16 protein-coding genes and 2 pseudogenes are annotated in these 18,526 nt (G+C 64.0%); 14 read left to right on the forward strand and 4 right to left on the reverse strand.

The features are described 5' to 3' along the window. Window positions 1-137 precede the first annotated feature (137 nt). Window positions 138-1,025, reverse strand: a complete 888-nt coding sequence (locus ABI546_RS17315; protein ID WP_348048503.1) for an MBL fold metallo-hydrolase — start codon at window positions 1,023-1,025, stop codon at window positions 138-140. A gap of 110 nt (window positions 1,026-1,135) precedes the next feature. On the opposite strand from ABI546_RS17315, the gene ABI546_RS17320 reads away from it, so the two are divergent. Further along, the gene (locus ABI546_RS17320; protein WP_348048505.1) at window positions 1,136-2,089 is read left to right on the forward strand and encodes a LysR family transcriptional regulator; all 954 of its coding nucleotides are present in this window, start codon (window positions 1,136-1,138) and stop codon (window positions 2,087-2,089) included. Between the two features lie 26 nt (window positions 2,090-2,115). Here ABI546_RS17320 and ABI546_RS17325 read toward each other — a convergent pair whose 3' ends face one another. Next, window positions 2,116-2,616 (reverse strand): hypothetical protein, encoded by a 501-nt coding sequence (locus ABI546_RS17325; RefSeq protein WP_348048506.1) that lies wholly within the window; start codon window positions 2,614-2,616, stop codon window positions 2,116-2,118. A gap of 74 nt (window positions 2,617-2,690) precedes the next feature. On the opposite strand from ABI546_RS17325, the pseudogene ABI546_RS17330 reads away from it, so the two are divergent. Further along, window positions 2,691-2,891 (forward strand): annotated as a pseudogene (locus ABI546_RS17330) (DUF2274 domain-containing protein); the annotation flags it as partial. An 82-nt stretch (window positions 2,892-2,973) separates the two neighbouring features. Here the strand turns inward: ABI546_RS17330 and ABI546_RS17335 are convergent. Further along, entirely contained in the window at window positions 2,974-3,876 is a 903-nt protein-coding gene (locus ABI546_RS17335; RefSeq protein ID WP_348048507.1) for a LysR substrate-binding domain-containing protein, read from the reverse strand. Between the two features lie 85 nt (window positions 3,877-3,961). On the opposite strand from ABI546_RS17335, the gene ABI546_RS17340 reads away from it, so the two are divergent. The 6 genes and pseudogenes from ABI546_RS17340 to ABI546_RS17365 all read left to right on the forward strand — a co-directional run. Then, window positions 3,962-4,957: a tripartite tricarboxylate transporter substrate binding protein gene (locus tag ABI546_RS17340; RefSeq protein WP_348048509.1), complete on the forward strand. Its 996-nt coding sequence runs from the start codon at window positions 3,962-3,964 to the stop codon at window positions 4,955-4,957. 34 nt (window positions 4,958-4,991) lie between these two features. Then, window positions 4,992-5,840: a MaoC family dehydratase N-terminal domain-containing protein gene (locus ABI546_RS17345; RefSeq protein WP_348048511.1), complete on the forward strand. Its 849-nt coding sequence runs from the start codon at window positions 4,992-4,994 to the stop codon at window positions 5,838-5,840. Window positions 5,841-5,849: 9 nt separating this feature from the next. Then, window positions 5,850-7,031 (forward strand): CaiB/BaiF CoA-transferase family protein, encoded by a 1,182-nt coding sequence (locus ABI546_RS17350; RefSeq protein ID WP_348048513.1) that lies wholly within the window; start codon window positions 5,850-5,852, stop codon window positions 7,029-7,031. Next, complete coding sequence (locus ABI546_RS17355; RefSeq protein ID WP_348048515.1) at window positions 7,028-7,879, forward strand: CoA ester lyase; 852 nt, start codon at window positions 7,028-7,030, stop codon at window positions 7,877-7,879. Before ABI546_RS17350 ends, ABI546_RS17355 begins: the two co-directional genes overlap by 4 nt. Window positions 7,880-7,894: 15 nt before the next feature. Beyond that, window positions 7,895-9,265 (forward strand): adenylosuccinate lyase family protein, encoded by a 1,371-nt coding sequence (locus ABI546_RS17360; protein WP_348048517.1) that lies wholly within the window; start codon window positions 7,895-7,897, stop codon window positions 9,263-9,265. Then, window positions 9,266-9,391, forward strand: a pseudogene (locus tag ABI546_RS17365) (2-hydroxyhepta-2,4-diene-1,7-dioate isomerase); the annotation flags it as partial. A 1,059-nt stretch (window positions 9,392-10,450) separates the two neighbouring features. Here ABI546_RS17365 and ABI546_RS17370 read toward each other — a convergent pair. After that, window positions 10,451-11,713, reverse strand: coding sequence for a DNA-binding transcriptional regulator (locus ABI546_RS17370; protein WP_348048530.1), 1,263 nt, complete (start codon window positions 11,711-11,713; stop codon window positions 10,451-10,453). Window positions 11,714-11,970: 257 nt separating this feature from the next. On the opposite strand from ABI546_RS17370, the gene ABI546_RS17375 reads away from it, so the two are divergent. The 6 genes from ABI546_RS17375 to ABI546_RS17400 all read left to right on the forward strand — a co-directional run. Continuing rightward, window positions 11,971-12,738, forward strand: coding sequence for an SDR family oxidoreductase (locus ABI546_RS17375; protein WP_348048519.1), 768 nt, complete (start codon window positions 11,971-11,973; stop codon window positions 12,736-12,738). Further along, window positions 12,735-13,736, forward strand: coding sequence for an NAD(P)-dependent oxidoreductase (locus tag ABI546_RS17380; protein WP_348048521.1), 1,002 nt, complete (start codon window positions 12,735-12,737; stop codon window positions 13,734-13,736). Before ABI546_RS17375 ends, ABI546_RS17380 begins: the two co-directional genes overlap by 4 nt. A gap of 105 nt (window positions 13,737-13,841) precedes the next feature. Further along, window positions 13,842-14,819 (forward strand): ABC transporter substrate-binding protein, encoded by a 978-nt coding sequence (locus tag ABI546_RS17385; RefSeq protein WP_348048522.1) that lies wholly within the window; start codon window positions 13,842-13,844, stop codon window positions 14,817-14,819. Between the two features lie 182 nt (window positions 14,820-15,001). Continuing rightward, complete coding sequence (locus ABI546_RS17390; RefSeq protein WP_348048524.1) at window positions 15,002-16,105, forward strand: sugar ABC transporter substrate-binding protein; 1,104 nt, start codon at window positions 15,002-15,004, stop codon at window positions 16,103-16,105. Next, a complete protein-coding gene (locus ABI546_RS17395; protein ID WP_348048526.1) occupies window positions 16,048-17,658 on the forward strand; it encodes a sugar ABC transporter ATP-binding protein in 1,611 nt (536 codons plus the stop codon). The genes ABI546_RS17390 and ABI546_RS17395 overlap by 58 nt, the downstream gene beginning before the upstream one ends. Further along, window positions 17,655-18,526: ABC transporter permease (locus tag ABI546_RS17400; RefSeq protein ID WP_348048528.1), on the forward strand; the 872-nt coding region annotated here is incomplete at its 3' end. The genes ABI546_RS17395 and ABI546_RS17400, both read left to right, overlap by 4 nt.

The raw sequence follows: 18,526 nt of genomic DNA on the forward strand, positions 1-18,526 counted from the left end.
GGCGGCCATCAGACTCAGGACGGCAGCGGTGAAGGCGATGCGAGGGATCATGGAATGTTCCTTTTTCGTTGCTGAAGCAGAAGCAGAAGTGGAAGTGGAAGTGGAAGCACAAGCAGGGCCGAAGGCCCCGCACCCAGCTACCACTTCATCTCGCCCTTGTTGACCTTGGCGCCGATCTCCAGCGCGATACCCAGGCCTGCCTCAGGGTAGGCCCGCTTCATCGCGTCGATCAGTGCGCCACTGTTGGCCGCCTTCGGCAGCTCTTGTTCGAAGCGCGCCAGATAGGCCTGGCTCCAGGCCAGTTGCGAGGCATCGTGCTTCTGGCCCGGCAGGCTGTGCCCGGGGATCACGGCGCTGGGTTGCAGTGCGGCCATGGTGCCCAGCTTCTTGGCCCAGTCGGCGCGCTCCTGCGGGCTTTGCGCATCGGCAGTCCACAGGTGCAGCCCGGCATACACGTTCACGCCACCGGCGATGGTCTTGATCGACGGAATCCACACGTAGCTGCGGTGCGGCAGGCTGTCGTCCAGGCCGCGCACTTCCAGCGTCTGGCCTTCCAGCGTCATGGTGTTGCCGGTCATCACTTCAGGCAGCGGCACGCCCTTGGGCGCGTTGGCGCCCATGCGCGGGCTCCACACCTGCAGCTTGGTGGCCAGCGTGGCCTCGATCTTCTTCAGCGTCGGCGCCGTGGTCAGCACCTGGGCCTGCGGGAAGAACTGCTTGAGCACCTCGATGCCGAAGTAGTAGTCGGGGTCGGCCTGGCTGATGTAGATGGTCTTCAGCGTCTTCTTGCTGTCCAGCACCATGGCGGCGATGCGCAGCGCGTCGGCACGCGTGAAGCCGGTGTCCAGCAACACGGCGTCAGTCTTGCCGGCCACCAGCACGGCGTTGGCGTGGAAGCTGCCGGCGTCGGCGTTGTAGACCTGCACGGTCAGCGGGGCTGGCTGTGCCGCGGCTGTGGGGGCGACGACGCCGAGCGCTATCGCGGCGGACAGCAGGGCCAGAGGCAGGTTTTTGAAGGTGTTCATCGTGTGCTCCATCGGGGGTTGGGTGAGTTGATGGCACGACTGTATTGATTCGGATAGTGACGATAAACTCCATTTCGTTAAAATGATTGTCAACTAAATCGTGCAATGCCATGGATCATCTCAGTGCCATCCGCTCCTTCGTCGAGATCGCCGACCAGGGCAGCCTGACCCGTGCTGCCGACACACTGGACCTGTCGCGCGCGATGATCAGCCGCCACCTCGAAGCGCTGGAGCGCTGGCTGGGTGTGCGCTTGCTGCACCGCACGACACGGCGGGTGAGCCTGAGCGATGCGGGGCAGGATGCGTTGCCGCGCCTGCGCCAGATGCTGGACTTGGCGGCCGAATTGCAGCATGCAGCCGGCGCGCGTGGCGCGGAGCCCGCGGGCAAGTTGCGCGTTGCCACCAGCCTGTCGTTTGCCGTCTCGTGCCTGACCCAGGCCGTGGTGGAGTTTGTGCAGCAGCACCCACGCATCGAGGTCGAGCTGTTGACCGTGGACCGGGCCGTGGACCTGGTCGCCGAGCGCATCGATCTGGCCATCCGCATCACCAACCGGCTGGACGATGGCGCTGTCGCGCGCCGGCTCGCCAGCTGCCGTTCGGTGCTGTGTGCATCGCCGGCCTATCTGCAGCGGCAGGGCCGGCCGCAGAGCCCGCAAGATCTCAAGGCGCACCACTGCATCACCCACGCCTTCGGCACTCGAGCGAACTACCGCCTCGGGCGCGATGGTCGGATGGCCAGCGTCGACGTGAAGGGCCCGTTGTCGAGCAACGAGACGGCGGTGCTGCGCGAAGCCGCGCTCGCCGGTGCGGGCATCGCCATGCTGCCGACCTACTTCGTTGGCGCTGAACTGCGCAGCGGTCTTCTGGAGCGCTTGTTGCCCGACCACGAACCCGAGCCGCTGGGCATCCATGCCGTGTACCTGTCGCGCCAGCACCTGCCGCAGCCGGTGCGGTTGCTGATCGAGTTCCTGGTCGACAGATACGCGGGTGACATCGCGCCTTGGGACCAAGCGCCCGAGGCACCAAGAGGGCAGCGCAAACCGCGTCGCAGTGCTAAGGGATGATGCTGAATGGGCTCTTGCTGCACGCGTCAGCGGCGCAGCCCCGCGGCCTGCAAAAACGGCAACGCCTGTGCCGCGGCAAAGTCCTGCGGCCGCCCCGTGCGGCCATACCCCGTGTCGAGCCGGCCCCTGTCGCCCTCATCTCCTACGCGCCAGAAACCCATCAGCATGCGCGACACCCAAGGCTTCAGCACAGGCCAGGGGTTGAAGTCTGCGTCGGGAGGGCCATCGCGCCCAGGCAAGCGGCGACGCGCATCGAGAAAGCCCTGGAAGCTATAGAACGCGTCACTGGGCGGCAAGAGGGCCAACGTGGTGTTCACTTCGTTTCGGCCCTCGGTCATGTCCTCGTCAGCCAGCCAGGGCCGTGGGGCGATGCCCATCAGGTAGCGCAGCTCTTCAGGCGTATCGAATCGCGCGGCCCGGTGCCGACGCCGCTCGGCCGCGTGGGGGTACAGCTCATTGGAGCGAATCGCCACGTCGATGGACGCACGGTTGTCAGCCGGCCACGGCCGCTGGGCATCAAAGACCACGGTGTGGTGGTAGTTGCGCGGACCTGGTGCTGCGGCCGTATCAGCCGTTGTTCTTTCAGAGGGGGGTCGTCACAATGAACAGCGCGACCAGAAGGCTAAGACTGGGACCACTGCGGGGCAGTGAAAACGTGAAGATCACGATTGTGCTACCCGCGGACTTGAGGGAAGCGCTCGATCGCTATGCAGTCGTGCATAGCCAAGTGCACGGCGAGCATGTCGATACTGCAGCGCTGACCCCCCACATGCTTGAGGCATTCATCGCGCGTGATCGGGGAATAAGCAAGGTGGCGGAGAAGTGCAAATTTAGCCGTCATTGGCGCTTGGCTTGTACCAGTCGCACGCTTTTGTCGCTCGTCCTTAGCGACGCTCTTTCAGCGCCGTATGCAGGTAGTCATAAAACATCTTGGCTGGCGCGCGCAGGGTCGTGCCCCGCAAGGTGGTCAACCCCAGCACACGCGACACCGCCGGTCCGACCAGCGTGACGCCGACCATCGACGGATGGCGTTTGGGCAGGGCCAGACGTGGCACCGCGGCAAGACCGAGCCCGGCCTCGACCATGCCGAGCAGCGTTGCAATGTGGCTCACCTCGAGGCGGTACGACGGGTTGACGCCCGCCTTGGCGAGCGCGTCGTCCAGCAACTGGCGATTCCCGCTGGTGCGCGCGACCGCGATCAGGCGCTCGGTTTCCAGGTTTTTCCACGACAGCGTCTTGCGTCCGGCGAGTGCATGGTGACGCGGCATCGCCACCACGAATGGGTCGGTGTGGATCGGTTCGAAATCCACGCCGGGTACCTGGTTGCCCAGGAAGCTGATGCCGAAGTCCGATTCGCCCGACACTACGCTGGCCATCACGGCGCCGGCGGCTTCGTCGACCACACGGACGCGAATCAGCGGATAGCGCTCCGAGAACGAACTCACGACCAGGGGCAGAAAATAAATTGCCGCGGAGGGCACACAGGCCACCGTGACCCGGCCGGTGCGGCTGCCGGCTATGTCGGTGATGCCGAGCATGGCGGACTCAAGGTCGTCCAGCGCGGCGCGTGCGCGATCAAGAAAAACATGCCCGAGGGCCGTCAGTTCGACCTCTCGCGTGGTGCGCTTGAAAAGCCGTGCCCCCAGGATGGTCTCGAGCTTGTCGATGCGCCGGCTTAAAGCGGGTGGCGAAAGGTGGATGTGGTCGGCTGCTGCGCGAAAGCTCCCGCGCTCGGCCACCGCCACGAAGGCTTCGAGTTGCTGTAAATCGAAATTGATGCGTGCCATGCACCAATACTAGCAAAAATTGCACTTTACGGACTCCCAGCACGCGCCGATGATCCGGTAACCAGAACATCCACAGGAGACATTCATGCTGCCCAAACACCCCGTCCGGACTTTGCTGATGCTGAGCTTGCTGCCGCTGGCGGCCACTGCCCCCATGGCGGCGACCACTCCGGCGACGTTCCAGAACTGGCCCGAAAAAGCGATCACCATCGTGGTGCCGACCTCTGCCGGCGGCGCCAACGACGCGATGGCCCGGGTCCTGGCCCAGGGCCTCAGCAGCCGGCTCGGCAAACCGGTCATCGTGGACAACCGGGCCGGCGCGAACGGCGCGATTGCCAGCGAGTTCGTGGCCCGCGCCGCGCCGGACGGCTACACCTTGATGTTCGGCTATATCGCCACCCACGGCATCAACCCGGCCCTGCAGAAACTGCGCTATAACCCTGTCACCGATTTCGAGCCCATCGGCATGGTGGCGGCGTCCCCGACGGTGCTGGTCGTCAACTCGGAAGTGCCGGCCAGGACCGCCAGGGAACTGGTGCAGCTCATCAAGGCCAAGCCCGACAGCTTCAGTTTCGCGACGGCGGGGAACGGCACCGCGCCGCATATCGCGGGCGAGCTGTTCAAGCTGTCCGCAGGGGTGGACGTGATCGGAATTCCCCACAAAGGCTCAGCGCCCGCCGTGATGAGCACCATCTCCGGCATCACGCAGTACATGTTTCCCAGCTTGTTCACCGCGTACCCGCAAATCAAGGGCGGCAAGCTCAAGGCGCTGGGCATCGCTGGCGACAAGCGATCTCCCGTCTTGCCCGACGTTCCGACCCTGGCCGAACAGGGCATTCCCAATGTCAGCATGTCGCAGTGGTACGCCATGTTCGCCCCCGCCAAAACCCCCAAGGCGGTGGTTGACCGGCTGAACCAGGAGATCAACCGCGTGCTCGCCGAAAAATCCGTACAGAAATTCATTGAAGACCAGGGGGCCGAAGTTGAAACGAGCACGCCCGCGCAGCTCAAAACCCTGGTGCAAAAGGAAGTCACGCGCTGGAAGGGCGTTGTGGCGGCTGCAAAAATCAAACTCGATTGAGTCGCGCAGGATTTGCTGAAAGAAGGGTATGCGCATGAACTTGCAAGACTGGACAGGCCGCAGCGAAACAGTGGAAGACACCGCGACCGCCACGCCGTACGCAGCGCTGGCGGCCACGCTTGATCGCCGGGACACCACGCGACCCGCACCCGGCACGTCGCTGCCTTACCTCTGGCACTGGCTGTATTTCCTGCCGATCCACGCGCAATCGGAGATCGGCCCGGACGGCCATGCGCGGCGAGGCGGCTTCCTGCCCCCCGTTCCGCTGCCACGCCGCATGTGGGCCGGCAGCGATTTCGAGTTCCACGAGCCGCTGTGTGTCGGTGACGCGCTTATGCGTACCTCAACCATCGTTGATGTGACGGAAAAGAGCGGTCGTACCGGCAGCCTGGTTTTCGTGAAGGTACGCCATGAACTTCGCCGCAACGGTTCTGCAGGCGTGGCGTTGACCGAGCACCACAACATCGTCTACCGTGCGGCGCCGACGCCCGGCGACGTGGCCCCGCCGCCGCTGGCTGCGCCCGCAGAATTCGCGTGGATGCGCCGCATCATCGCCGACGACGTGCTGCTATTCCGCTATTCGGCCCTCACGTTCAACGGGCACCGCATTCACTACGACCGTAAGTACGTCACCGAGGTCGAGGGCTACCCGGGCCTCATCGTGCACGGCCCCTTGATCGCCACGCTGCTCATGGACTTGTTGCGCCGGCACGTGCCCGACGCCACGGTACGCAAATTTGAGTTCAAGGCGGTCCGGCCCACGTTCGACGTCAACCCGTTCTCGATCCACGGGCAGCCTTCAGCCGACGGCAAGAGCGTGCGCCTGTGGGGACGTGACCACGAAGGCTGGCTCACCATGGATGCCACCGCCACGCTGGGCTGAGGAGACGCCATGCAACCACTCAAGGGAATCACCGTCGTCACGCTCGAACACGCCATCGCGGCGCCGTTCGCCACACGGCAGCTCGCCGACATGGGGGCGCGTGTCATCAAGGTCGAGCGCCCAGGAGTGGGCGATTTCGCGCGGGCCTACGACAGCCGCGTGCGGGGCCTGGCGTCGCACTTCGTCTGGACCAACCGCTCCAAGGAGAGCTTGACACTGGACGTCAAGCATGAGGAGGCGCAGAAGATCCTCATGCGCCTGATCATTGAAGAGGCCGACGTCGTGGTGCAAAACCTCGCGCCGGGCGCTGCCGCACGGCTCGGCCTGTCGTACGAAGCGTTGGCCAAGCGCAAGCCCGGCATCATCGTGTGCGACATCTCGGGGTATGGCGACGACGGGCCTTACCGCGACAAAAAGGCCTATGACCTGCTGATCCAGAGCGAGGCCGGCTTCGTCTCGGTAACCGGTACGCCCGATACACCGTCCAAGGCCGGTCCATCCATCGCCGACATCGCCGCCGGCATGTATGCATACACCAACATTCTGGGTGCCCTCATGCACCGCCAGCAGACCGGCGAAGGCCAGCGCATCGACATCTCGATGCTCGAGTCGCTGTCGGAGTGGATGAGCTACCCGCTCTACTACGCCTTCGAAGGCGCGGCGCCGCCCGAGCGCACGGGGGCCAGCCACGCGACCATCTACCCATACGGCCCGTTTCTGGCCGGTGACGGCAAGACCGTGATGATGGGCCTGCAGAACGAACGCGAGTGGAAGGTGTTTTGCGAAAAAGTGCTGCTGCAGCCCGTGCTTGCCAGCGACCCGCGTTTCGCCGGCAACGCACAGCGCAGCGCCGCCCGAGGCGAACTCTCATCACTCATCGTCGAAGCCTTCAGCACCTTGACCGCCGCGCAAGTCGTTGAGCGGCTGGAAACCGCCGGTGTGGCGAACGCGCAAGTCAACACCATGAGCGAGCTGTGGAAACATCCGCAACTCGAAGCCCGCGCACGCTGGCGTGAAATCGATACACCGGCCGGCACCGTGCCCGCCATGCTGCCGCCCGGTTCCTGGCAACATGGCGCTCCGCGCATGGACGCCGTGCCCGCGCTGGGCCAACACACCGACGCGATCCTGAGCCACTTTGGCTACGGTGCTGAACAGATTGCCCAGTTGCGTGCGGAAGGTGCGGTATGAGCATGCCGCCCGCCGTGCCGCTGAGCTACCTGTTCGTGCCGGGCCACCGGCCCGAGCGATTCGCGAAGGCGCTGGCTTCGGGTGCGGACCGCGTCATCATCGACCTGGAAGACGCGGTCTCGCCCTCTGACAAGGCGACCGCGCGCGAAGCCATCGCAGCGTGGATGCCCTCCGCCAACGAGGAGATTCACGGCAAGCTGTTGATCCGCATCAACGACGCGAGCACGGGCTGGTACGCGGACGATTTGCAGCTCCTGCGGCAGGTTCGGGCAGTCTGCGTCATGCTTCCGAAATGCGAAAGCACACGGCAGGTGGCTGACGTTCTTGGTCCGCTCGATGCGGGCACCACCGTGTTGCCGCTGGTCGAAACAGCGCGTGGCCTGCTTGCCGCCTTCGACCTTGCTACCGCACCTGGCATCGCGCGCCTGGCCTTCGGCTCGCTTGACTACATGGCCGACCTTGACATTCCCGCCGACAGCCCGGCGCTGCAGTACGCCGCGATCCAGCTTGCAATTGCTTCACGCGCCGGGGGTCTGCCCTCGCCCGTGGCTGGCGTCACGCCCGACATCGATGCGGGCCGGGTTGCCGCCGACATGGCGCAGGCACGCTGCGTCGGCTTCGGCGCCAAGATGTGCATCCATCCCGCGCAGGTTGCCGCGGTGCATCGCGCGCTGCGGCCTGACGCCGAAGAGCAGGCCTGGGCACAACGCATCCTGAGCGCCTCGCGCGCAGCCGGCGGGGGCGCCATCCAGTTCGACGGGAAGATGGTTGATCGTCCGGTTGTCCTCAAAGCCGAGCGCATCGTGGCCCTGGCCTCACGCACCCCAGATTTTTTACAAGATACATAACCCAACGGAGAACCTATGTCCGCAACCATCATCGACTCAAAAATTTTCGGCGACATGTTCAGCGATGCCGCCATGCGCCATGTCTGGTCGGACGAGAATCGCACCGCCAAATATCTGGACATTGAGCGTGCACTTGCCAAGGTTCAGGGGGCCCTCGGCATCATTCCCAAAGAGGCAGCCGAAGAAATCGTGAAGAACTGCGAGCCCAGCCAGATTGACTGGGCCAAGCTCAAGGCCAAGACCGAGCAGATCGGTTATCCGATCATTGCTGTGGTCAACCAGATCAACGCGCATTGCAAGGATGGCCTGGGTGAATATTGCCATTGGGGTGCCACCACCCAGGACATCACGGACACTGCCGCCGTGCTGCAGATCCGCGAAGGCCTCGCGTTGGTCGAGGCCGACCTCGCGGACATCTCGGCCTCGCTGGCCAAACTGGCGCGAGCCCACCGCGATACGCCGATCATCGGCCGCAGTAACCTCCAGCAGGCGACGCCCATCACCTTCGGCTACAAGATGGCCAGCATCCTGGCGGGCATCGAGCGGCATCGCGAGCGCCTCACGCAACTCAAGCCGCGGGTGCTGGTCGGCGAGTTCGGCGGCGCGTCGGGCACGCTGTCATCGCTTGAAAAAGGCGCGATGGAAACGCAGGCCGGCCTCATGAAGGAGCTGGGGTTGGGGCAGCCACTGATTTCGTGGCATACCGTGCGCGACAACTTTGCTGAAGTTGGCGCCTTCCTGGGTATCGTCGGCGGTTCACTCGGCAAGATCGCGATGGACGTGAAACTGCTGATGCAGACTGAAGTCGCAGAAGTGTTCGAGCCTTTTGCGCCCGGTCGCGGCTCCTCGTCGACCATGCCGCAAAAGCGCAACCCGATCTCCTGCCTCTACATTCACGCCAACATCTCGGTAGTCCGTCAGCTGGCCGCATCGTTGATGGACGCAATGGTCGCTGACCATGAGCGCTCCACGGGGCCATGGGAAATCGAATGGGTGGCGATGCCCGAAATCTTCTGCCTGATCTCAGGAGCGCTCAAGCAGACGAAATTTCTCCTCGCGGGCCTCGAAGTCGACGCCGCGCAGATGCGCCGCAACATCGACATGACCCACGGCCTCGTGATGTCGGAGGCTGTCATGATGGGCCTCGGTCCCTACATTGGGCGTGAATACGCGCACGACCTGGTCTACGATATCTGCCGCGACGCACTCAAGAAACAGCGGCCGCTGATTGAGCTGCTGACGGAGCACCCGGAGATCAACAAGCACGTCACGCGCGAACAGCTGGCCTCGTTCTGCGACCCGATGAACAACCTGGGTCAGGCGGGCGTGATGGTTGACCGTGTGTTGGCGTCAATTAAGCGATCCGAATCGGCGTCCGACAGATAATTGATCCTGACAGGAACGCCCAAAAAAGGATCCGTCAACGTACAGGCGGGAGACGAGGTGCTCTGCGAAGTCGAGGGAGTGGAACGGCTTCTCAACGTCCTAGTTGAGGATTGGACGCCCGCGTGATGTGGGCGAAAGACCCCGACGGGGGTAATTCTCGACAGCGAGTATCCACAACGCGTAAGCTTCGCCGATGCGATCACCAATTCCCTCATCCGCGCTAGCAATCCAAATGCGGCGCTACGGTCCGACTGAAGTCTTGACCCCCGAGCGCATCGAGCTTGTGCCGTTGGCACCTGACGAAGTCCGCATCAAGACTTTCGCTGCCGCCGTTGACCGTCCCACTCACTAAGCCCACGCGCGCTCGGTCTGGGACGCCGGACGGAGCGCGGTGGAAAGTGGCCGATCAGGCTGCTGCGCAAAGCAGCGTAGCGGCTGCCATAATGACGCAGCTTGGTTGGGTGGCTAGTGGTTCGAAGCCACATTTGCCACCCAGCCAATGGTCAGTTTGGTGTACCCCAGCGCGTACCCCACGAAGGTGGACGGCGGCGAGAGCAAGGATTGGTGCGGCTCAGGGCGGGTTTTTCGATTCCGCCCCAGGCCACCAGTTAAAAAGCCTGACGGCGCATAGAAACCCTGCTATTTAAACATAGCGGGGTTTTTTGCTTTTTGGGTGTCATGTAGCCGCTGCGTAGCCGGTGGTCCAGCCTGAGGGGTTCACTCCAAACTCGGGTCAGACTTCAGCGGAATTCAACACATAGAGGCTCAATTGGCTCATGCAGTGAAGGACAGCTTAGGGCGGGCCTACAACCGTACCGAATTCCGGGAGCAAAGGCTCAAATGCTTCAGGAGCGGGCTAATTATTTAGATCGACTCAACGATAAGGGGAGGATTTTGGAGTTTCGTTCCGCCCCGCGACTTGCGTCCGCTTAGGGCATCAAGAAGGTATGTGGAGGTAAAAGAGGGGGTAAAACCCCATGAGCTTTAATTCCCCTCCAGTATTCATGCGGGTTGCAGCTCATCATTCGATAGAGCCCCGGCCACTCTCTCTTTTTCCCGGACGAATCCAGGTCGGCCCAGAGTCCTTTAAAATCAAGGACTTAGCCCGAAAAGACGGCTCGATCACCCTTGTGGAATCCCAAGCGTCCCATTCTTGCGCGAAGCAACAGGTATTGAGGCTGCTGTTCAGCCTCGGTCTTGTTTTGAGTGCGCCACGGGACACATCAACGATGTGTCAACCACCCGCTTGGCCTCTCGCCACGCCGCCGGTGTCGACCCCACCTCGCGCCGGAACACGGCGTTCAGGTACTGCACTGAGCGGAAGCCCGAGGCCAGCGCAATCTCCGCGATGCCGGTGTCCGTATGGGCCAAAAGCTCGAAGCAGTGCTCCAGCTTGTGCTGCAAAATCTGGTCGTGCACGGAGCGCTTCAGATCGCGGCGGAAGTACATTTCCAGTGACGAACGTGACATGCCCATCATCTCGGCCACCTGCTCGGTCTTGATGCCCTGGCAGGCGTACTGGCGTATGTAATAGAGCGCCCGCATCACTGATGGGCTGTGCTGGACGTCGCGAGCGGTCGACGCCCGGCTGTGCACGTCGGCCGGCGGGACCACCACGCGGGCCCCGCGCACCGGCGAGCCGCTCAGCGCCTGGTGCAATAACTGCGCCGCCCGGCGGCCCATCTCGGCCGTGCCTTGTCCCACTGAGCTGAGTTCGATGCGGGTGAGGTGCTGTCCGAGCGTATCGTTGTCGATGCCGATGATCGCCACCTCATCGGGCACTGCGATGTTGGCGACGATGCAGGCCTGCAGCAGCTGGCGTGCACGCGCGTCGGTGACGGCGACGACGCCGATGGGCTTGGGCAGGCTGTTTAGCCAGGCGATCAGTTTCTTGGTGGCGCTTCCCCAGGTAGGGGCGCTGGTGGCCAGGCCGCGGTGGATCTCGCCCGAAGCGCCGTTGCGCAGCAGCCATGCCGAGAAAGCCCTCTCGCGTTCCTGCGCCCAGCGGTTGAGTGGGGATTCCGGAAGGCTGTAGCACGCAAATCGCGTCATGCCGGCTTCCACCAGGTGCTCGAGCGCGCGTGCGATCAGCAGTTGGTTGTCGGTGGCCACATAAGGGACTTGGCCGGGGTAGCAGGCGGGATCCTCGTACGAGCCGCCGATGGCGATAACCGGCACATGGGCGCCTGTGAGCGCCCGTGCGACGGCGGGATCGTCGTAGTCCGCGATGATGCCGTCGCCCTCCCACTCGTGGATGCCGTCAAGACGGAAGCGGAAGTCCTCCTCCAGGAACAGGTCCCAGGCCACGCGCGTCTGCTTCACGTAGTCGCCGATGCCGATAAGGATCTCGCGGTCATAGACCTTGCTGGCGTGGAACAGCAGGGCCACACGCAGGACTGCGGGGCCGTTTGTCCGGTCGGGCCGGCACGTGGTCGGGCTTTTGCTCATGGAGGGCCGATCTTGGCACATCGCGCCGATTGCTGCGATGCAGAAAGCAATTTCGTAACCCGCGCTCGGCAATTTCGTAAGTTGTTGCGGCGATGGACCCGCTAGCATCGCCACTCTGGTGATTGTGGTGCGAACGCTTTCGGGCTCATCGCATGGCATCGCCAGCTGAATGGACATGTGGACGCCGGCGCACGACGGCGCCGTTGTCCATTTGCGCGAAACAAAAACGGCTTCCGGGGCAACCAACGAGGAACTCGATGACTGAGCAAACCCGCTACCCGAGTCTTGACGGCAGGAGCGTACTCGTCTCCGGCGGCGCCACGGGGATAGGCGCGGCCCTCGTGGAGCATTTCGCCGCGCAAGGCGCCCAGGTGGGATTTCTGGATATCGACACGGAAGGCGCTTTGGCGTTGCAGGCCAAGCTCGAGCATGCGGGACTGCGCAGCGTCCATTTCGAGGAATGCGATGTCACGGACATCCCCCGCCTGCGCAGCGCCATCGGCGCGATCCGCCAGCGCATCGGCCCGATCCAGGTGCTGGTGAACAACGCCGCGAATGACCAGCGCCATCTGATTGAAGAGACCACGCCCGAGTCCTGGGACGCCGGTGTGGCCGTCAATCTGAAGCATTACTTTTTTGCCGCGCAGGAGGTTTTCAAAGACATGAAAACCCTGGGTGGAGGCTCCATCGTCAATTTCGGCTCTGTGAGCTGGATGGTCAAGACAGGCGGGATGCCCGTCTATACAACCTGCAAGTCCGCGGTTCAGGGACTCACCAGAAGCCTGGCCCGCGACTTCGGCCCGCATCGCATCCGCGTCAACACGGTTGTCCCGGGATGGGTCATGACCGAAAAGCAGGTCCGGCTGTGGGTGACGCCGCAGGCGAAGATCGAACTGGCGAAAGCGCAGTGCCTGCCCGGCGAACTGGCGCCCGGGGACCTCGCGCGTGCCGTGCTTTTTCTCGCGTCGGATGACAGCAGCATGATGACCGCGCAGGATCTGGTTGTCGACGGTGGGTGGACATGAGCGCTCCGGCCACACGCGATCTCATCCTGGTGACGGGCGCGACCGGCAAAGTCGGGCGGTCGTTCATCGACCGCTTGCTGGGCGATGCGCGCTACGACAGGTTCGGCATTCGCGCGCTGTGCCACAACCGCAGCCTGCCCCCGCATCCGCGGATCGAATCGGTGCACGGCTCCATCCAGCATCGCGCGGATGTCCACCATGCGCTGGAAGGCGTCACGCATGTTCTCCACCTGGCGACCAGCAAGGAGACGCCGGACGACGTCATGGACGTGGCGGTCAAGGGGATGTTCTGGCTGCTCGAGGAGTGCCGTGAAAGCAAGACCTTCCGGCAGTTCCTGCTGGTGGGCGGAGATGCCTCCGTGGGCCATTTTTTCTATCCGCACGGCGTGCCCGTCGTTGAGAGCCAGCCGCACAGTGCCTACCCAGGGTGTTATGCCTTGTCCAAGGTGCTGGAGGAAGTGATGCTGGAGCAGTACCAGATCCAGTATGGCCTTAATGGCTGTTGCCTGCGCGCGCCCTGGATCATGGAAAAAGACGACTTTCGTTATGCCCTTTCCTTTGGCGAGGACGTCTTCGGCGGCCCCCGCTGGCATGAACTGGTAGGGGTGGCCAGGGCGCGCGACTACATGGCCCGCGAGGCTGTTCCGGTCATGCTGGACCCGCAAGACAAGCCGGTGAAACGCAACTTCGTGCACGTGGACGATCTGGTGCAGGCGCTTCTGCTGGCGCTCGATGCCCCGCAGGCCAGGAATCAACGAATGAACGTCTGCATGGACGAGCCCATCGATTACGGTGAACTGGGCGACTACCTGGCGCGCACGCGCGGAGTGCCGCTAGTTCCCCTGCGCACACCCTATCACTCGACATGGCTGGACAACAGCAAGGCGAAATTTCTTTTGGGCTGGCGTCCCCGCTACGACATGGCACGGCTCGTGGAGGCCGCGTGGGCCTACCTGCGCCCAGCCGATGAGCCGCGCGTCGTCTGGTATCCCGGGTAGGAAGGGTGCTCCATCCGCCGCCGCACCGGGGGAGCAGAAGGAAGCAGAGAAAGCAGAAGCATCGAGTGCTGGCGCTTCGACAAAACCAACTTCAGGAGACAAGACATGAGACCTCTTCAGCGACGCATATTCACCGCAGCTCTGGCCGCCGCCGGCCTCGCGCTGGCATGGAGCCCTTTTGCCCATGCCCAATCCGCCGGCAAGAAACTGGTGATCGGCTTTGCCCAGACAGGCGCCGAGAGCGAATGGCGGACTGCCAATACCGACTCGGTCAAAGCCGCGGCGAAGGCGGCCGGCCACGAGTTGAAGTTCTCTGACGCGCAGCAGAAACAGGAGAACCAGATCAAGGCGATCCGCTCCTTCATCACGCAGAAGGTGGACGTCATCATCCTCGCGCCGCTCGTCACGACGGGCTGGGACACGGTGCTCAAGGAGGCCAAGGCCGCGAAGATTCCCGTGATCCTGGAAAGCCGCAACGTGGTGGTGAAGGATGCTTCCACATGGACCACCTTCATCGGCTCCGACTTCGTCGAGGAAGGTCGTCGCGCGGCGCAATGGCTGCTCGACAACACGAAGAACACCACGGGGACTGTCAACATCGTCGAGCTTCAGGGAACGGTCGGCTCGGATCCCGCGATCGACCGCAAAAAGGGGTTCGACGACGTCCTCAAGGGGAATGCGCGTTACAAGGTCATCCGTTCCCAGACCGGCGACTTCACGCGCGCCAAGGGCAAGGAAGTGATGGAGGCCTTCCTGAAGGCCGAAGGCAAGAAGATCAATGTGCTGTACGCGCACAACGACGATATGGCCATAGGCGCGATCCAGGCGATCGAGGAGGCGGGCCTCAAGCCCGGCAAGGACATTCTTGTCATCGGCGTCGACGCCGTGAAGGGTGCGTTCGAGGCCATGATGGCCGGCAAGATGAACGTGAGCGTGGAGTGCAACCCGCTTCTGGGTCCGCAGCTGATGGAGGCTGCGGCGAAGGCTGCCGCCGGCCAGCCCCTGCCGCGCTGGGTCAAGACGATTGAGGGTGTGTTCCCCGCGGAAGTCGCGGCCAAAGAATTCCCCAACCGCAAGTATTAGCAAGTATTGGCAAGTATTGGCAAGTACTAAGAGGTACTGGCAAGTATTAGCGAAACGGTTTTGCCGTTCGTAGGGTGACAAAAGCGATTGGCCTGGGAGTCGCCGCTCACTACGACCAATCCGCGCGGTCTAGCGATCGCGCCCCAGCCGCCAGGCCGGCAATAAATGATCAGGAGACAACCATGCATACAAGACGAGACATCCTTGCCGCCAGCGCGGGCGCAGCACTGGCCGGTATCGCGGGGCCTGCGGCGGCGCAGACCTATGAGCCCGGCTGCTTCAAGCCTTTTTCCGCCAGCACCAAGACCATCCAGTACCCGGCGAAGAAAGGGCCTTACCGCATCGCCCTGGCCAACGGCTACGCGGGAAACAGCTGGCGCATCCAGATGATCAAATCGCTCAAGGCCTACGCGGCGACACCCGAGATGCAACCCCACATCAAGGAGTTGAAGGTGGTCTCCACCGGCACCGACGTCGCCGCTCAGCTGGGCGCCGTCGACAACTTCATCAACGCGGGCTTCGACGCCATCCTCACCATCGCAGTGTCACCCACGTCCTTCAAGCCGGTGATCAAGCGCGCCAAGGACGCGGGCGTGGTCCTGATCCCGTTCGACAACGTGCTGGACACCGACGAGGTCATCCAGGTCAACGAAGACCAGTTCGAAATGGGCCGCCTCATGGGGCGCTGGCTGGAGAAGAACGGGGTCACCAGCGGCAAGGTGCTCGAAATCCGCGGGCTGCCGGGCAACTCGGTCGACCGTGACCGGCACCTCGGTTTTCGCGAGATCATGGAAAAGCACAAGGGCGTGCAGATCGTCGAGGTGGTCGGCAACTGGGACGACGGCACTTCCCAGAAGGTGGCGGCGGACGCCATCGCCGTGCACGGCCGGTTCAATGGCATCTACACCCAGGCCGGCTCCAACGGCACGGTCCGCGCGCTCATCGAGGCCAAGCATCCCTTTGTGCCAATAGGCGCCGAGGGCGAGAACGGTTTCCGCAAGATGGTCTATGCGCACCACAAGGACGGGCTCAAGGGTGCTTCGGCCGCGCAGTCGCCCGGCCTGGTGGCTGTGGCGCTGAAGGCCGCCATTGCCGCCCTGCAGGGACAGAAACTGCCACAGTACATCTCGGTGCCCATCCCCTACGTGGAGTTCCAGCAGATGGCGCCGGGGAAGAACTTCTATCCCGAGCTGCCGGACACCTTCTATGTGGCCAATGAGTTCCCGCCGTGCAACATCAACATCACGGCACCGGACATCATGAAGCAGAGCGAAGGCAACACCTGAAGGGGCGCGCCGTGCCCGAGGCTTTGCTGCAACTTCAGGGAATCTCCAAGCGCTACGCGGGCGTGCGCGCGCTGGACGGCGCGGACCTCACCTGCCATGCCGGTGAAATCCACGCCGTGCTTGGAGAAAACGGCGCGGGCAAGTCCACCCTCATCAAGACCATCGCCGGGGTGGTGCAGCCCGATGCCGGGCGCATCCTCATGGGGGGGGTCGAGCTGCGCCTGGCTTCGCCCAACGCGGCCCGCGACCAGGGGATCGCCTGCGTGTTCCAGGAGTTGTCCCTGGTGCCGGACCTCTCGGTGGCCGAGAACATCTTTTTGTCGCGGCCGCCGCGCCGGCGCGGCCTGATCGACGCGAAGGCGCAGCACGAGCAGGCTCTCGCGCTGCTGGACATGCTGGGGTGCGGCGACATCCATCCCAAGGAGCGCGTGCGAGACCTGCCCCTTTCGCGCCGCCAGCTCATCGAGATCGCCAAGGCGCTGAGCCTGCAGCCGCGCCTGCTGATTCTGGATGAGGCGACTTCCGCCCTGAGCAGCGAGGACGTGGAGCGGCTCTACAAGCTGTTGTTCGAGTTGCGGGGCCGCGGTGTGGGCTGCCTGTTTATCTCGCATCGCATGCATGAAGTGAAGGCGCTCGCCGATACCTGCTCGGTGTTTCGCAGCGGCCGGCGCGTGGACACCTTCGCCAGCGGCAGCCGCTCCGACGCGGAGGTGGTCCAGCTGATGATCGGCCGTGACGTCGCCAAGTCCTATCCGCCGAAAACCGGCCCCGCGCCCTGGGCCCAGTCCGCCATCAGCGTGCAGGGCCTGAGCTGGCCCCCCGAACTGCACGACATCTCGCTGGAAATCAAGGCGGGTGAGATCGTCGGGCTGGGCGGCCTGGACGGGCAGGGCCAGCGGGAATTGCTGCTGGCCCTGTTCGGCGTGCTCAAGGGTGTCCAGGGCAAGGTGCAGGTGTTCGGGCAGCCGCGCCGCGACCTAGCGCCGCACGTGTGCAAGGAGCCGGAGCTGGGCATCGCGCTGATTCCGGAGGACCGCAAGACCGAGGGGCTGATCCTGCCCATGAGCATCCAGGAGAACATGAGCCTGGCCAACCTGCCGGCACTCGGGCGCTTGGGCATTCTCAGCGCGTCGGCGGAGCGCTCCGCCGTGGCGCGCATGGTGGAGCAGTTGCGCATCAAGATCGGCTCCGCGCAAGATCCGGTGCAGACCTTGTCGGGCGGCAACCAGCAGAAGGTGGTGATCGCCAAATGGCTCATGACCCGCCCGCGCGTGCTGCTGCTCAACGACCCGACCCGCGGCATCGACGTGGCCACCAAACATGAGCTGTACGCGCTGTTGCGCCAGCTTGCTGCCGAAGGCGTGGCCGTGCTCCTGTATTCCACCGACTACGAGGAACTCATAGGCCTGGCCGACCGCGTGCTCATCATGTACGAAGGGCGGATCGCCCGAACGCTGGCCGGCGACGACATCAGCGAGCAGGCGATCGTGGCGTCCTCGCTCAATGTTTCGCTGAACGTCTCACCCGGCGGCCGGGAGGCCGTCACCGCATGACCCGGCACGGCGAATGGGGCATGGGACTGCGGCGCAACGGCGGGCCGCTTGCCGCGCTGGCGGTATTCGCGATGATGTTCGGGCTGTTCCTGGCGCAGCACCCGCGCTCGATCTCGGTCGCCATCGTCACCACCGCATCCAACAAAGCGGTGCTGCTGGCCATCGTCGCGATGGCGCAGACCCTGCCCGTCATCACCCGGGGGCTCGATCTCTCCGTCGGCATGGTGATGGTGATGACCGGCTGCCTCGCCTCCACCGTGGTGAACGGGGCGCCCTGGCAGGTTGCGCTGGGCATCGTGCTGGTGCTCGCCTGTGGCGCGGCGGCGGGAGCCCTCAATGGCGCCATCGTGGTGTTCGGGCGCCTGCAGCCCATCATCGTCACGCTCGCAACCGGCGCGGTGTACTTCGGCTTTGCCCTGCTGCTGCGCCCCGCGCCGGGCGGCGAGGTCAGCGAAGGGCTGTCGGACGCCCTGACCGGCCGGCTGTTCGGGGTGATCCCCACCACCCTGGTCCTGCTGGCCCTGCTTGTCGTGCTGGGGTGGATGCCTTTCAAGCGCATGGTGATCGGGCGCGCATGCTATGCGGTCGGCTCGTCGGAGCAGGCCGCTTACCTCTCCGGTGTTCCGTTAGAGCGCGCCAAGTTCCTGGCCTATACCATCGCCGGGCTGCTGTCGGGTGTCGCCGGACTGCTGCTGTCCCTGATCGCGCTGTCTGGCGAGGCCAGCGGACCGCAAGCTGGGCTGTATACCCTCAACTCGATCGCGGCGGTCGTGATAGGTGGCACCTCCCTGTATGGCGGCACCGGCGGCATGGTCGGCTCCATCCTCGGCGCTTTCGTGCTGCGCACCATCGGCGACCTGCTGTTCGT

Origin of the sequence: Polaromonas sp., assembly GCF_039932935.1 — a bacterium.
Taxonomy (GTDB): Bacteria; Pseudomonadota; Gammaproteobacteria; order Burkholderiales; family Burkholderiaceae_C; genus Polaromonas.

Excerpts from the sequence above, each read along its gene's own strand:
- ABI546_RS17315 (WP_348048503.1), bottom strand. The coding sequence starts at position 1,025 with ATGAACACCTTCAAAAACCTGCCTCTGGCCCTGCTGTCCGCCGCGATA.
- ABI546_RS17320 (WP_348048505.1), top strand. The coding sequence starts at position 1,136 with ATGGATCATCTCAGTGCCATCCGCTCCTTCGTCGAGATCGCCGACCAG.
- ABI546_RS17335 (WP_348048507.1), bottom strand. The coding sequence starts at position 3,876 with ATGGCACGCATCAATTTCGATTTACAGCAACTCGAAGCCTTCGTGGCG.
- ABI546_RS17340 (WP_348048509.1), top strand. The coding sequence starts at position 3,962 with ATGCTGCCCAAACACCCCGTCCGGACTTTGCTGATGCTGAGCTTGCTG.
- ABI546_RS17345 (WP_348048511.1), top strand. The coding sequence starts at position 4,992 with ATGAACTTGCAAGACTGGACAGGCCGCAGCGAAACAGTGGAAGACACC.
- ABI546_RS17350 (WP_348048513.1), top strand. The coding sequence starts at position 5,850 with ATGCAACCACTCAAGGGAATCACCGTCGTCACGCTCGAACACGCCATC.
- ABI546_RS17355 (WP_348048515.1), top strand. The coding sequence starts at position 7,028 with ATGAGCATGCCGCCCGCCGTGCCGCTGAGCTACCTGTTCGTGCCGGGC.
- ABI546_RS17360 (WP_348048517.1), top strand. The coding sequence starts at position 7,895 with ATGTCCGCAACCATCATCGACTCAAAAATTTTCGGCGACATGTTCAGC.
- ABI546_RS17370 (WP_348048530.1), bottom strand. The coding sequence starts at position 11,713 with ATGAGCAAAAGCCCGACCACGTGCCGGCCCGACCGGACAAACGGCCCC.
- ABI546_RS17375 (WP_348048519.1), top strand. The coding sequence starts at position 11,971 with ATGACTGAGCAAACCCGCTACCCGAGTCTTGACGGCAGGAGCGTACTC.
- ABI546_RS17380 (WP_348048521.1), top strand. The coding sequence starts at position 12,735 with ATGAGCGCTCCGGCCACACGCGATCTCATCCTGGTGACGGGCGCGACC.
- ABI546_RS17385 (WP_348048522.1), top strand. The coding sequence starts at position 13,842 with ATGAGACCTCTTCAGCGACGCATATTCACCGCAGCTCTGGCCGCCGCC.
- ABI546_RS17390 (WP_348048524.1), top strand. The coding sequence starts at position 15,002 with ATGCATACAAGACGAGACATCCTTGCCGCCAGCGCGGGCGCAGCACTG.